This window comes from Bartonella sp. JB63, from assembly GCF_002022665.1.
In the GTDB taxonomy this organism is placed as follows: Bacteria; Pseudomonadota; Alphaproteobacteria; order Rhizobiales; family Rhizobiaceae; genus Bartonella.
On the sequence record NZ_CP019788.1, the window covers coordinates 782,104 to 796,983 of the forward strand.

A 14,880-nucleotide genomic window follows, 5' to 3' on the forward strand; every position below is an offset into this window, starting at 1 on the left:
TCAAATTCTAAAAAAATAAGTCGTGAATATCAGGACAATTTTTAATGACTACACTACCAAGCCGTTTTCATTTCATTTCTGCCGAAACTGAAGAAGCTATCAAAGCTACCAATAAATTAACTTCCACTTATGGTCACTTTTCTCTTGAAGAAGCAGAGGTCATCGTTGCACTTGGTGGTGACGGAACAATGTTGCAAACAGTACGAAATGTAATGAATACTGGAAAACCTATTTATGGTATGAATCGAGGTTCAATAGGGTTTCTGATGAATGAGTTTCATGAAAAAAAACTACCAACCCGTATTGCTGCCGCACATAAAAAAGAAATCCATCCTTTACGCATGATAGCAAATGCACAACCCCAAGGACATATCGAAGCACTTGCAATCAATGAAGTATCATTATTTCGTCAATCATATCAGGCTGCTAAAATTCGTATTAGCATTGATAATCAAGTCCGCATGGAAGAATTAATCTGCGATGGTATTCTTGTCGCTACACCAGCAGGTTCTACCGCATATAACCTATCAGCACAGGGACCTATTCTACCTCTTATGGCACCTCTTATGATCCTTACTCCTGTTAGCCCTTTTCGCCCTCGAGGTTGGCATGGAGCCTTACTTCCAAATACAGCCACAGTGTGCTTTGATATGCTTGAATATGATAAACGCCCTGTCAATGCAGCCGCTGATAACGTTGAAGTAAAATCTGTTTATTCAGTTATCATTTCACCAGCAACAGAAATAACAGCCTCTATCCTTTTTGATCCAGATCATTCATGGGATGAACGCATCTTATCAGAACAATTTCGTTATTAATTTTTTATCATTCTTTCTGCGGATATATATTGGTTACAGTTGACTTTTTTTTAAATGCACCTTAACCCATTTTAAAAAGGATGAAATGTTGACTTGGCAATATCCTAAACAGTCAGATTAAAATTGCAGAGTAATCAGCAAAAAGAAAGAATGATACTACCTTTGGACAGTTTCGATAATTTAGGCCTTTCAAAAAAGGTTATTAAAGCTATAAAATCAGCTGGATATACGAGCCCAACACCTATTCAAAGTGCGACAATTCCTCATATTCTTCAAAAAAAAGATGTTTTAGGAATTGCTCAGACAGGTACTGGTAAAACAGCTTCCTTCGTCTTCCCCATGCTTACCTTACTTGAAAAAGGTCGTGCAAGAGCAAGAATTCCCCGCACACTCATACTAGAACCAACTCGAGAGCTTGCGGCCCAAGTTAAAGAAAATTTTGATAAATATGGTATTCATCATAATTTAAATGTTACATTGTTAATTGGGGGAGTTTCTTTTGAGCACCAAGATCGCAAACTTGAACGAGGTGCTGATATTTTGATAGCAACACCAGGACGTCTGTTAGATCATTTTGAGCGTGGTAAATTACTCCTGATAGGTGTTGAAATTCTAGTTATTGATGAAGCTGATCGTATGCTAGATATGGGTTTTATCCCTAACATTGAACGCATTTGCAAATTGACCCCTTTTACACGTCAAACTTTGTTCTTCTCAGCAACAATGGAATCAGAAATTACACAATTAACAAAGAAATTTTTACATTCTCCCGTATATGTTGAAATTACAAAATCATCTTCAACGGCTAAAACAATCACACAACGACTTGTTAAATCTGGAAGTAAACCATGGAATAAAAGAGCTATTTTAAGAAAACTTATTCACAACGAAGGTAACGAACTTAAAAACGCTATCATTTTCTGTAATCGAAAAAAAGATATTTCTGAACTTTTCCGGTCTCTTATTAAACATAACTTCAGTGTAGGCGCGCTACATGGTGATATGGATCAGTATTCACGTGCAAACACATTAGCTAATTTTAAAGACAATAAACTTACACTTCTTGTTGCTTCCGATGTTGCTGCTCGTGGACTTGATATTCCAGCAGTCAGCCATGTTTTTAACTATGACGTGCCCACACATGCAGAAGATTATATTCATCGTATCGGTCGCACAGGGCGCGCAAAACGTAGTGGTAAAGCTTTTACAATTGTCACAAAAGCTGACGAAAAATATATCAATGCTATTGAAGAAATAAGCAAAGAAAAAATTGAATGGCTCAATGGTGATCTCTCTACTTTAATAGATCATGATGAAACAAAAGATACTATTTCAAAAACAAAACCGACAAAATCACAACAGAAAACTGCTCAAAAAGAGCATAAAGCTCAAATGAAAAAAATGTTAAAAAAAGAGAAATTAGCTTACGTTGAAACTCAAGATAATAAAGAGAGAACATCAAATCAATGTCATAAAAAAAATAACCCTCTTCCAATCGGATTTGGTAATTATATCCCAGCATTTATGCTTATAAAAAAACACACTTAAACTATAGTTTGGTTACTGAGAAATAACAGTAGCTAAACATTCTACTGGGCTTAGAGTTTTCTAATACCTGCAGTATTTAGTCTCTCTATTATCCTTTCTCGCCCTAAAAGTGGCAAAAATTTCCCCATTTCAGGTCCATGTTTCATCCCCGTAAGAGCTTGACGCAACGGCATAAACAAAGCTTTTCCTTTACGACCCGTTTTTTCTTGCAATGCAGTTGTCCAAATTTTCCAGCTTTTATCATTCAATATCCCCTCAGGTAACGAATAAACAGACTGTTGCACGTAAGCACGATCTTCAGGCGAAGTTATATCAAAGCTCTCATTAATATGAATAATTTTCCACCATAGGACTGCATCACTTACCTTAGTAATGTTGTTCTTGACCGTATTCCAAAAATATTCTGCTTGTTCTCCATAAATAGAAAATCTTTCAAGTCGTGTTTTGACTTCTTCATAAGTTAATTCATGAACAAAATGACTGTTCAGCACAAGAAGATCAGTAACATCAAATTTTGCTGCTGATTTTGATGTATCTTTGAGATCAAAATGCCTTAAAAGAGCAGCTTGATTAGGATATGCTTGTACATTTTGCGATGTCCCAATTAACACTGCAAGACACTGAACAGCCATAGATTCAAAACCATCTTCACGCAAAGAACGAATGGAAAGATCATTATTCCGTTTTGAAAGCCCTTCTCCTGAAGCCGTCGTTAATAAATTAATATGACCAAAAATTGGAGGCACTGCATTGAGAGCCTCGAAAATAGGGATCTGCGCACCAGTATTAGCAATGTGATCTCCTCCACGAATAATATGTGTAATAGCCATATCTATATCATCAACTACAGAAGGCAGAGTGTAAAGATAGCTCCCATCTTCTCGAATTAAGATAGGATCTGACATAGAAGCTAAATCAATCGTCTGCCTACCTTTTACGATATCATCCCAATGAACTTCCGTTCGTTTAGTTTGAAACGGATTATTTTCAAAATTAGGTAAAAGAAAACGCCAATGAGGTCTACGACCTTGATTTTCAAAGGCTTTTTTATTTTCTAATGTCAATTTTAATGCATCACGATTATAAACAGGGGGTAATTTACGTGAAAGTTGTATTTTGCGACGCCGATCTAATTCTTCCGCTGTTTCATAACAGGGATAAAGAAGACCACGCTGCTTTAAAATTTCTGCAACCTCGCCATATCGATCAAATCGTTTAGACTGATAATAAACTTCATCCGGTTGAATATTAAGCCATTCGAGATCAATCATAAGAGCGTCAATGTATTCTTGTTTGCATCGCTCAATATCTGTATCATCATAACGTAAAATAAATTTACCATTACACGCCTTCGCGTATAACCAATTAAATAATGCAATACGAGTATTGCCTATATGAATATAACCTGTTGGAGATGGGGCAAAACGAACTTTTATCATCAAAATAATGCTCAACTTTTATCGCGAAAATGATTAGTAATAGGATAACGACGGTCGCGTCCGAAGTTTTTATAACTAATTTTTACACCAGGTGCAGATTGTCTTCTTTTATATTCAGCCAAATAAAGCAAACGTTCAACTTTCTCAACTATTTGCCGTGAGTGTCCACGTTTAACAATATCGCAAACACTCATGTCATCTTCTACAAGAGATTGCAAGATATCATCTAAAATAGGATAAGGAGGAAGAAAATCCTCATCTTTTTGATTTTCCCGAAGTTCTGCAGAAGGTTCTTTCTCTATAATATTAGATGGAATAATAATTCCTTTTGGTCCCAATAAATTCTGCAAGTAATTTTTATTACGCCACTCGGCTAATTTATAAACCTGCATTTTATAAATATCTTTAATGGGATTAAAACCACCATTCATATCCCCATAAAGCGTAGCATACCCAACTGCCATTTCAGATTTATTGCCTGTTGTTATTACCATAGAACCAAATTTATTTGAAAGAGCCATTAAAACACTTCCACGTATACGACTTTGAAGATTTTCCTCTGTAACATCAGTTTGCAACCCTGAAAAAATAGGAGCCATTATGTTCAAAAAACTCTCAACAGGTTTAAAAATAGGTATTATATCATAACGACAACCTAAAAGGTGAGCACAATCTTTAGCATCTTTCAATGATTCCTGAGATGTATAATAATAAGGCATCATCACAGCACGAACTCTTTCAGCTCCAAGGGCATCGACCGCAATTGCAGCACAAAGTGCTGAATCAATCCCTCCTGAAAAGCCAAGAATAACATCTTTAAAATGGTTTTTATTTACGTAATCCTTTAAACCCAAAACACAGGCATGATAATCAGCAGCCAATCCATCTAAAAGTTCTTCATTTGGACCGGAAATACATTGCCACCCAACAGATTTTCGTTGCCAATGACTCAAAGCAATATGGCTTTCAAAATGCTTCATTTGAAACGCTATCTGACCTTGTTCATCAAGCGCAAAAGAACCTCCATCAAATACTAATTCATCTTGGCCTCCAACTTGATTAGCATAAATAATTGGTACACATGATTGAACAGCTTGTGCGCGAACAATGTCTAAACGCTTTTGTGTTTTATTACGGTGATAAGGAGAGCCATTAAGAACAAGAATAATTTCAGCTCCTTTATGGCTAAGCTCAGTACAAATAGAAGGATCGTTCCAAATATCTTCACAAATCACAACCCCTAACGTTATCCCACGATAAACTATAGGTTCAGGACGTGGACCAGAAGAAAATAAGCGCTTTTCATCAAATTCACAATAATTAGGTAAATCATACTTAAAACGTTCCGCAATCAACTGCCCATCATCAAGAAGCATAATACCATTATAAATGCTGTTATCACGTTTTAACGGGACACCAATAATAATTCCTGGCCCCTCTTTCGTTAGCGGTGCTAATTTTTTGACGGCATCTTCACATGCTTTTGTAAAAGCAGATTTAAGAACAAGGTCTTCAGGGGGATAAGCACTTATGAAAAGCTCAGTTAACAAAACAAGATCAGCACTCTGTTCGTAAGCTTTTTTATATGCCATTTCTGCAAAAGTTAAATTTCCCTCTATATCACCAATAATAGGATTTAATTGGGCAATTACAATCCGCAAATCATCTTTTATAAGTTTTTGTGTCATTGTATCAATTTAGTGTTACCATAAATTAGTTTCAATCATCAAAACATTTTTATCACAAGCATTTAATTCCATAAAAATTGGAAACAAATAAATTGTTATCTAAACTTTTGCTCCAACAGTTAACGAATCAGCACCATGACCATTTTTCAGAAGTTCAGTAACAAGAAAAGCTAATTCAAGTGATTGATGCACATTTAACCTTAGATCACAATGAGTATGATAGACATCAGAAAGATCTTCTGCTGAAATAGCGTTTGCACCGCCTGTGTATTCAGTTACATTGCATCATGTCATTTCAATATGAATACCACCTGGATAAGTACCATACTCCTGATACCGATAAACTGAGAAAAAATTCTTAACTTCTTTTAAAATATGACCAAAAGGATGTGTTTCACAGCCATTGGTAGTAATCGTATTACCATGTATTGGATCACAAGACCAAAAAATACTGCAATTCTCATGTTTAACCACACGAATTAATCTAGGAAGATAATCCTAAACTCTATTATAACCAAAACGAACAATGAGGATAAGTCGGCCTGATTCATTTGCAGGATTGAGAATATCAATCAATTTCAAAAGCTCATCAGGATTAATAGAAGAACCACATTTTAATCCAATAGGATTTTTAATATCATAGCAATATGTCTACATGCGCATGATCAAGTTTTAGCATATACAATCACCAATCCATAACATATGGCCAAATGTCCCATACCAACCGCTAGAGGTTGAATCAATTCATGTGAAAGCCTCATAATCCAATAAAAGCGCTTCGTGACTTGTATAAAAAGATATTTCAGGTAATGAGGAACTCATTTTAGCTGTAACCCCTATAAATGCATAAAATCGATTGCTTCAGAGTACGCTTTGCTAATAGCTCATAACGCTCACCTTGTGGATTATTAGAAATAAAATCTAACATCGATTTATAGATATTTTCTAAACTAAGGTACCCACTCTGTGAAAAAGTAGGCAATAAATTAAGTGTCGTCGCCAACTAACTATAAACCATAGACATCCGTTTTGAATCAGTAGTACGAGCAGTTTTACTAAATTCAATCCTATTAATGATATCCCTCTATAAGATGGTAATTCTTCATCATCTTTTCTTTCCATATCAGAGGAGCGTGATTTTGCAAATTGACCAGCAATACGACCAATTTTAACAATTGGCCTAAAACTACTAAAAGTTAAAATGATTGCCATTTGCAAAAATACACGAAAAAAATCGTGGATATGATCAACTTTATGCCCGACAAAACTTTCTGCATAATCCCCCCTGCAATAAAAAAAAGCCTGACCTTTTGCAACCGATGCTAATTAGTTCTTTAAACTTCACACTTCATTAGTGAAAACCAAAGGAGGATATTTATGCAGCTCTTCTTCAACTTCTGCTAATACAGATTTATCTGGATAAGTCGGAACTTGTTTAATTGGTTTTTCTCTCTAAGATTCAGGTGCCTATTTTTTTTGTCATCGCATTTTCTCTAAAGGCTAATAATCAGGCTCCAGCATGCAAAGCTTCATAATTCTCTATAACACCCACTATTTAACTTTCTAGTTTCCTTCCATTTTCATATATATAACTTGGCTTATACATCGTTACCAACTCTTCTGCTGCTGTCGGATGAATCGCCATAGTTTCATCAAATATATCTTTCGTTAGCTTCCCTTTTAGCGCTATTCCAACAATTTGTGCCATTTCACCAGCACCCTCTCCTAAAATATGTGCACCAACAACAATACGGCTCTCACCATCAACAATCAGCTTCATAAACATCTTTTCTGAATTACCAGAAAGGGTATTACGTAAAGAACGAAATTGTGTACGATAAATTTCAACATGTTTATAATAACGGATGGCATATTCCTCTGAAAGACCAACAGTTCCAATTTCTGGCTGCGAAAAAACAGCTGTCGCAATTAAATTATAATCTGGTACAGTTGGAGTATTCCCAAAAGCAGTTTTAATAAAACACATTGCTTCATGGATAGCAACAGGTGTTAACTGAACATGACCTGTTACATCACCAACAGCCCAAATATGAGGTACATTTGTTGTCATTCTTTCATCAACAATAATAGCACCATCTTCATTCAGTTTAACACCTACCTTCTGAAGTTCTAAGCCTTTTGTATTTGGCACACGTCCTGTAGCCAACATAACTTGATCAGTGTTAATAATTTGTCCATTTGATAAAACAACGTTATAATTATTATCTTTAGCTTCAACCTGAACAACTGTAGCACCATAGATAATAGAAATTCCCTTTTCAATCATCGCATCACTTAATAACCGCCGTAAATCATCATCAAAATTACGAAGGATTAAATCACCACGATGAATCAATGTTGTTTTCACATCCAATGCGTGAAAAATACCAGCAAATTCAAGACCAATATAACCGCCACCAACAATAACTATTGACTTTGGTAATTTCTCAAGATCAAAAATCTGATTAGAAGTAAGACACAACTCACTGCCTTTTATCGCAGAATTTGGAGCAATCGTTGCTCCTGTTGCGATCAAAATCTTTTCTGCCTTTACACGCTCACCTGTCGCAGAAAGCTCTAATGTATGATCATCAATAAAAATAGCGCGACTCTTATAAATTTGAACATTGTTATTTTTTAATCCCCTACAATAAAGCTCCTCTAACCTTGATATTTCTTTATTTTTGGCTTCAATCAATTTTTCCCAATCAAAAACTGGGTCAACACATTTCCATCCAAAACCAATACTGTCCTTAAATTCTCGTGCATATTGCGATGCATAAACAAACAATTTTTTAGGAACACAACCGCGAATAACACAAGTGCCTCCTATACGATGTTCTTCTGCTATAGCTACACGCTTACCAAGTTGCCCAGCAAGACGAGCAGCACGTACCCCGCCTGAACCACCTCCAATAACAAATAAATCAAAAACCATTACAAACCATCCCTTCCCATAGATCTGCACTGTACAGGTATTGCTCCTTATCATCAAATAAAAGTTTCCTCTTTGTTATACAAAGATATTTTTGTACAAAGAGAATATTTTCAAAGTGCTTTTTTCTTTAAAAATAGTAATTTAACTTTTACTTTTTAAATAAAAACTGCTCATAATTCCTATGAAATCAATGAATTATGTTGGAGATTTTGAAGAAGCAGGCATCGTAGGAGTAATAGAATTATTTAAATTAAGTGTTTGGGATATCTCTTGTTCTACATTTTTTATGAGATCTTGCACTACATTAGAACACCATGAATCAAATACAGAATAAGCTTCGCGTGCAATACCTGGAACTTCTGTCAAAAACTTTTTACCGACATCAGAACTATAAAATGCTGCAATTTTATCAAGTTCTTCCTGGCTAAAATGCTTTGCATATATATGAGCGATTTCCTTTTCTAAATCAGCCCGCCGTTTAACCAAAGCAAGCGCTTGTTTATCAATAAGCTCAGAAATATCTTTTTCTAAGTTTGGATCATCACCTATCAATTTATCTTTAAGATCACGTACTGCCATTGGCAAAAAACTATCAAATTGATCAGTTGCGTGAATCGCGCTCATCATCTTTTTGGCTGAAACTAAATGTTTATCACTCACATCCTGTGCATAAGTTATTCCAATATTCATAATCAAAATAGCAATTGCACTAAGCAATCTTATAAACTTCTGAAAAAAAAATGTTGTTCTCATTATAACGATGACTCCATAAATATTTTAGTTCAAACCTATTATCTTATTTAAATTTTTTAATAATTCTTCAATTATCGCCTGATTCTAGTACTTTTATTGTACCATCTGCCATCGCTATAATTGCACGAGAAGCGACTCCTAAAAAAAGACCATGCTCAACAACCCCAGGAACCCTCAATAACGCATCTGATAATACCTTTGGATCTACAATAGATCCTAAAAAAGCATCAAAAATAAAATGACCACCGTCAGTTTCAAACGGGATATCTTCATTCATACGTAACTTAATTTTTCCTGAAAGTCCTAACTCATTAACTACCTTTTCAATCGCTTTGCATGTAGTGTTCATACCAAATGGGTTAACTTCTATCGGTACCCCAGAAGCACCAAGTATTTTCACCATCTTTGTTTCATCAGCAATAACTAGCATCTCACGAGATGCAGATGCTACAATTTTTTCATGCAAAAGCGCTCCACCTCTTCCTTTGATCAAAGTCATCTTAGGACCAATTTCATCAGCTCCATCGATAGAAAGGTCAAGTTCAGATATTTTTTCTAAATTAGTGACAGGCACTCCAAACTGACGACATAACCACTCAGAATAATACGAAGTAGCAACACCAGTTATCGTTAAGCCATCTGCAATACGCTTACCAAGAAGACGAATAAATTCATTTACTGTAGAGCCGGTACCTATACCAAGACGCATATCATCTTTTACAAACTCAAGAGCTTTAGCGGCAGCTATTTTTTTTAATTTTTGGATATCCATAAATTACTTTCCTTTGTCTCAATCAGCAATATTCATTATGAATTATAAAAAATGATTTATTGCTTCAATCAACTATAAACTTATTCATCACCTTTTAGCTAAAATAATAATTACTATAAAACAATATTCACATAAAATACAGTAATTAACTATTGTATATTTTTTTATATTCAAATTTGTTTTTTAATAAAAAATCTATTATTTATAATAATGTAAGTATTTGAAAATAAATTTTTTTATAAAATTCTAAATTAGATAGATAGCAAAAAATATCTATAAAAAAATGTTGTTAACTATTGATTCTTTCTGATTAATTTATAAATTAGTGAAATGACATAGTAAAATGATAGTTATCTTCCTCATGTTGTTGAATACTCTATTTTCAAGGAAAGAGAGGGGTATGATGTATTAATAAAGGGAATGTATAAATTATCGTTTCCTATGTTAGCTTTATCCAGTACTAAAACAAAACAGGACAAGAGAATACTATGAAAGGTCATCCACAAATTATCGAACAGCTTAATAAAGCTCTTTCTCTTGAGCTTAATGCTGTTAATCAATATCTATTGCATTCTTCTCTTATAGAAAACTGGGGCTATAAAAAATTAGCCAAAATAGAACGCAAAGAATCTATAGAAGAAATGGAACATGTAGATAAACTCGTTAAACGTATTACCTTTCTTGAAGGACATCCTAATCTTCAAGTTTACGCGCCATTACGTATTGGGAAAAACCTCAAAGACATTTTAGAATGTGACCTTGCTAGTGAATATGAAGCTCGAGAATTTTATTTAAAATCACGTGAAATTTGTGCTAAACTTTCCGACCATATTTCAAAAAAATTATTTGATGAATTGCTTGAAGATGAAGAAAATCATATTGATTTTCTTGAAACTCAGCTTCAGCTTTTTAACACAATGGGAGAAGAGAAATATAGTCAGCTTAATGCAAGTTCTGATAAGTGTGGATGTTAGAAAATTATTGACTTATCTGTTATAAGAGGTTTTTATAAATTTTATAGAAAGCCTATAAATTAGCTAGTTTTTATAAATTTTTTCTATGAATATTCCATGGTCTATAAAAGCCTGCAGAAGACCAAATGGTATTTTTATTCTTAGTTAGTATAACACTTCCTCGTGACAATAATTGTTGAGGTGTAAATATTATTGAATTTATTGCATCGCATGTTTGATTACTTGTTGCAAATTTTCTAATTATAATATCTGCTTTTACGCAGTGATCTGTTTCTCTATATAAAATAGCAATTTTAAATCCATTTTCTAATAAAGTTGTACAGATATTATCATCACAAATAAACTGTCCATTGAGAGGTGGACCAACCCTTATTGGTTTAATGATCTTATTTATTCGAAACGATTTTTCCCATATAGATATTGTAAACTTAGAAGGATGATAATGATTAATGTATAATATATCCTCATTGAAAACACCCACAATTTTCATATTATCTGCTATTATTAATTGTGCAGGTGACTGCATCATACAAACTAAAATACCCCCCAAAATAAAGAAACCAAAAAAGAATCTTATGGCTGTTTTTAAAAAAGTGAGCCCAACTAAGCCTACACTTAACAAAATCAATGCAGATAACGGGATAAATCCAGGGTTTAAAACAGGAGAAATAGCTTTTATAGCATAAGCAATTTTTATCATAAGACTCGTACCAAATCCCATAATTTGTAATGGCAACCATTCAAGTCCAAAAAACATTGCAAATGCTGAGATCAGCCCAAATGGAATGATGAAAATTGATACAATAGGCAAAGCTAAAGCATTACTGATAACGCCTAAAAGAGCTACATTAGAAAAATGATAAGCTGCATAAATCCCACTCGCAGAACCCGCTACCAATGAAGACATACAAGTTGAAACAATGGATAAAAAGACAAAATGAAGTATCTTACCTCTAATATAAAAAGATACTGTGTTTCCTTTATAAGAAAAACGTCCATCACTCCACCAACAAAAAGCGGCAATCAAAACTGCGGTTGCAGAAAATGACATTTGAAAACTAGGTCCCAGTATCTCATGTGGACTAACAGCCAAAGTTACCAAACCAGCAATAGAAAAATTACGCAATGTCAAAGCAGGACGGTTACACAATATAGCAATCAACATAATGGCAACCATTAAAAAGCTTCTTTGTGCAGCAATATTTGCACCAGATAATATCAAATAAAAAGCTGTAACTATTAATGCAGCAATGGCAGCAAATTTCTTAGCTGAATAATAAGATGAAAAAATTGGAAAAAACGCAAAAAAGCCCCGCACAATAATAAAAACCATGCTACTTAGTAAAGCCATATGTAAACCTGATATTGACAAAATATGTGCCAATCCAGCTATACGTAATGCTTCATTAGTATTATTTGAAATACCTCCTCTCTTTCCTGTTATTAAAGCAGCAGAAACTCTCCCCTCTTCTCCACTAACCGCTTTATTAACTTTTTGAGTCATTTGCATTCGTAAATTTTCAATTTTCTGTAAAACTATCTCTAGCATCATGTTAGACTGGAAAACCAATATCTTTCTTGGTTTCCCTAAATAAAATCCCTGAGCACCAATTCTTTTAAAATAATTATGAAAACTAAAATCATAACTTCCTGGACGTATTGGTCCAGATAAAGCACGAAGCTTTACTTTTCCATATAAGCCGTCACCAGGAACTAACTCATATGGCAAAGACTTTGCTACTAAATGCACCCGATTTAGTTTACAGTTTAAAGTAGGTTTTTCTGTTTTCAAAACATCTATTTTTAAACGAAATCCCCCTTTTTCTATAGACTTAATAGAAACAATTCGTCCTGTTAACATGGTAACAACATCGCTGCTCAACATTGGTGTAGACATACGCCATGTCTCTATTTTTGCTGTCAAAGCGCCCAACACAATACAAAATAAAAACCCAGTTATAATCCATATTTTCCAATAACACCTTAAAATATATAACAAGCTAAGGAATATACTGATCAATACAACAAATTTTTTCCAACTTGGTTCTTGTTCTAAACTGAAATAAAAAATAATGCCTGTAGAAAAAAATACTAAAACTAATAAGAATAGCAGTCCAAAAGAAATTTCCTTGTTTATGCAATCTGTCAGCCATCTACAGAAAAAAACTACTTTTTCCTTAAAAAAAGAAAATAAAGAAGCCTCTTGCCCATTATAGGTAGCATTACTTGCACCATCTATAACAGGCCGATCGCTCTTCTGTATCAAAATAAGACTTTTTCTCTGTGATAAAAGACCTCTTGATAGATCATCTTTAACTTTATTTTGATCTAACACCCGCAAATCCCCACTTTACCTGCAATACGACTATTGCACACCCAATTACCTATGCTAACATAGTTTTTCAATAAAGTTTCATAAATAATATCTCAATTTTAGAGGATAATATCTGTGTCTGTTATCACCCGCTTCGCACCATCACCTACAGGCTTCCTTCATATTGGTAGCGCTCGTACCGCACTTTTTAACTGGCTTTATGCTAAACATACTGGAGGCAAAATGCTTTTACGTATTGAAGATACAGATCGAGAGCGTTCAACAGAAGCTGCAGTTAAAGCTATCATAGAGGGTTTATACTGGATGGGACTTAACTATGATGGAGATCCCATTTCGCAATTCAAACGAGCAGAGCGTCACCGTCAAGTCGCTGAACAACTAGTAAAAAATGGCAAAGCTTATTATTGCTATGCTACAGCTGAAGAATTAGCTGAAATGCGCGAAAATGCCTGTTCAAAAGGCCTTCCACCACGTTATGATGGGCGTTGGCGTAACCGTGATATTTCTGAAGCCCCCAAAGGAATCAAACCTGTCATTCGGATTAAAGCCCCACAGGATGGTGAAACAATTTTGCACGATCGTGTTCAAGGTGATATTCGATTTCCTAATAAAGATCTAGATGACTTTATCATTCTACGTTCTAATGGTTCGCCAACTTACATGCATGCTGTTGTTGTTGATGATCATGATATGGGGATAACACATATTATTCGCGGTAATGATCATCTTACGAATGCAGCTCGCCAAGCGATTATATTCAATGCAATGGGATGGGATATCCCTATTATGGCACATATTCCGCTTATCCATGGTGAAAACGGTGCAAAATTGTCAAAGCGGCACGGTGCATTAGGTATTGATGCCTATCGGAAAATGGGATATCTTCCTGCTGCTTTACTCAATTACCTTGTTCGTCTAGGTTGGAGCCATGGTAATGAGGAGATCATTTCAATAGAAGATATGATTGCCTGGTTTGATATTGATGATATCAATAAAAGTGCTGCTCGTTTTGATTTCAAAAAATTAGATGCCATCAACGGACACTATATGCGTCTAAGCAATGATCAAAATCTTTTTGATGCTGCTCTTAATATTTTAACAGAAAATGCAAATGAATTAGAAATAACTAAAAAGCTTGATGAACAACGCTGTGCTCAATTTCTAGCTGCAATACCAAAACTGAAAGAACGTTCAAAAACATTGCTTGAACTTATTAATGATGCATCATTCATCTTTACACAACGACCGTTACCTCTCGATGAACAAGCAAAAAAACTCCTAGATGAAAATAGCCAAACTCTTTTAAAAGGAATTTATTCCGTCCTAATATCATGCCAAAATTGGGATGAAAAAACTTTGGATGAAATCATCCGAAATTACGTACAAACAAAAGAACTTAAACTTGGAACTGTTCTTCAACCACTTCGGGCTGCTCTCACAGGACGCGTAACATCACCAGGAATTTTTGATATGCTTGTCTTATTAGGAAGAGATGAATCTCTTAACCGCATAAATGACCAAATTATTCGAACTGCATATCAATAAAAGATAGAAAATATTTAAAGTATAATTCTCTTAATGAAAGATAAAATTGTTTTTTAACTTAAAAAATTGA

10 protein-coding genes and 2 pseudogenes are annotated in these 14,880 nt (G+C 34.5%); 4 read left to right on the forward strand and 8 right to left on the reverse strand.

What is annotated here, in order from left to right:
* Nucleotides 1-44: 44 nt before the first annotated feature.
* On the forward strand, nucleotides 45-818 hold the full coding sequence (locus tag BJB63x_RS03410) for an NAD kinase (RefSeq protein WP_078719008.1): 774 nt from the start codon (nucleotides 45-47) through the stop codon (nucleotides 816-818).
* 150 nt (nucleotides 819-968) lie between these two features.
* The gene (locus BJB63x_RS03415) at nucleotides 969-2,366 is read left to right on the forward strand and encodes a DEAD/DEAH box helicase (protein ID WP_078719009.1); all 1,398 of its coding nucleotides are present in this window, start codon (nucleotides 969-971) and stop codon (nucleotides 2,364-2,366) included.
* Between the two features lie 50 nt (nucleotides 2,367-2,416).
* Here the strand turns inward: BJB63x_RS03415 and gltX (BJB63x_RS03420) are convergent, their stop codons facing one another.
* From gltX (BJB63x_RS03420) to rpiA, 7 genes and pseudogenes are all read right to left on the reverse strand, one after another.
* The gene (gene gltX / locus BJB63x_RS03420; RefSeq protein ID WP_078719010.1) at nucleotides 2,417-3,805 is read right to left on the reverse strand and encodes a glutamate--tRNA ligase; all 1,389 of its coding nucleotides are present in this window, start codon (nucleotides 3,803-3,805) and stop codon (nucleotides 2,417-2,419) included.
* A gap of 11 nt (nucleotides 3,806-3,816) precedes the next feature.
* Nucleotides 3,817-5,493 carry an NAD+ synthase gene (locus BJB63x_RS03425; RefSeq protein ID WP_078719011.1) on the reverse strand — a complete coding sequence of 559 codons (1,677 nt, stop codon included), beginning with the start codon at nucleotides 5,491-5,493 and terminating at the stop codon, nucleotides 3,817-3,819.
* 99 nt (nucleotides 5,494-5,592) lie between these two features.
* A pseudogene (locus BJB63x_RS06790) lies at nucleotides 5,593-6,336 on the reverse strand (3-deoxy-7-phosphoheptulonate synthase); the annotation flags it as partial.
* Between the two features lie 102 nt (nucleotides 6,337-6,438).
* Nucleotides 6,439-6,933 (reverse strand): annotated as a pseudogene (locus tag BJB63x_RS06795) (3-deoxy-7-phosphoheptulonate synthase).
* Between the two features lie 115 nt (nucleotides 6,934-7,048).
* A complete protein-coding gene (gene gor / locus BJB63x_RS03435; protein ID WP_078719012.1) occupies nucleotides 7,049-8,431 on the reverse strand; it encodes a glutathione-disulfide reductase in 1,383 nt (460 codons plus the stop codon).
* A gap of 195 nt (nucleotides 8,432-8,626) precedes the next feature.
* Entirely contained in the window at nucleotides 8,627-9,184 is a 558-nt protein-coding gene (locus tag BJB63x_RS03440; protein ID WP_078719013.1) for a DUF2059 domain-containing protein, read from the reverse strand.
* 67 nt (nucleotides 9,185-9,251) lie between these two features.
* The gene (gene rpiA / locus BJB63x_RS03445; RefSeq protein WP_078719014.1) at nucleotides 9,252-9,956 is read right to left on the reverse strand and encodes a ribose-5-phosphate isomerase RpiA; all 705 of its coding nucleotides are present in this window, start codon (nucleotides 9,954-9,956) and stop codon (nucleotides 9,252-9,254) included.
* Between the two features lie 488 nt (nucleotides 9,957-10,444).
* Between rpiA and bfr the strand changes: the two genes are divergently transcribed.
* Complete coding sequence (gene bfr, locus BJB63x_RS03450) at nucleotides 10,445-10,930, forward strand: bacterioferritin (RefSeq protein ID WP_078719646.1); 486 nt, start codon at nucleotides 10,445-10,447, stop codon at nucleotides 10,928-10,930.
* Nucleotides 10,931-11,000: 70 nt separating this feature from the next.
* Here the strand turns inward: bfr and BJB63x_RS03455 are convergent, their stop codons facing one another.
* Nucleotides 11,001-13,265, reverse strand: a complete 2,265-nt coding sequence (locus BJB63x_RS03455; RefSeq protein WP_078719015.1) for a ComEC/Rec2 family competence protein — start codon at nucleotides 13,263-13,265, stop codon at nucleotides 11,001-11,003.
* A 114-nt stretch (nucleotides 13,266-13,379) separates the two neighbouring features.
* Between BJB63x_RS03455 and gltX (BJB63x_RS03460) the strand changes: the two genes are divergently transcribed.
* Nucleotides 13,380-14,810 (forward strand): glutamate--tRNA ligase, encoded by a 1,431-nt coding sequence (gene gltX, locus BJB63x_RS03460; protein ID WP_078719016.1) that lies wholly within the window; start codon nucleotides 13,380-13,382, stop codon nucleotides 14,808-14,810.
* The last annotated feature ends 70 nt before the right edge of the window (nucleotides 14,811-14,880 follow it).

Coding starts and splice junctions, on each gene's coding strand:
- gltX (WP_078719010.1), bottom strand. CDS start 3,805: ATGATAAAAGTTCGTTTTGCCCCATCTCCAACAGGTTATATTCATATA.
- BJB63x_RS03425 (WP_078719011.1), bottom strand. CDS start 5,493: ATGACACAAAAACTTATAAAAGATGATTTGCGGATTGTAATTGCCCAA.
- bfr (WP_078719646.1), top strand. CDS start 10,445: ATGAAAGGTCATCCACAAATTATCGAACAGCTTAATAAAGCTCTTTCT.
- BJB63x_RS03415 (WP_078719009.1), top strand. CDS start 969: ATGATACTACCTTTGGACAGTTTCGATAATTTAGGCCTTTCAAAAAAG.
- BJB63x_RS03410 (WP_078719008.1), top strand. CDS start 45: ATGACTACACTACCAAGCCGTTTTCATTTCATTTCTGCCGAAACTGAA.
- BJB63x_RS03440 (WP_078719013.1), bottom strand. CDS start 9,184: ATGAGAACAACATTTTTTTTTCAGAAGTTTATAAGATTGCTTAGTGCA.
- gor (WP_078719012.1), bottom strand. CDS start 8,431: ATGGTTTTTGATTTATTTGTTATTGGAGGTGGTTCAGGCGGGGTACGT.
- rpiA (WP_078719014.1), bottom strand. CDS start 9,956: ATGGATATCCAAAAATTAAAAAAAATAGCTGCCGCTAAAGCTCTTGAG.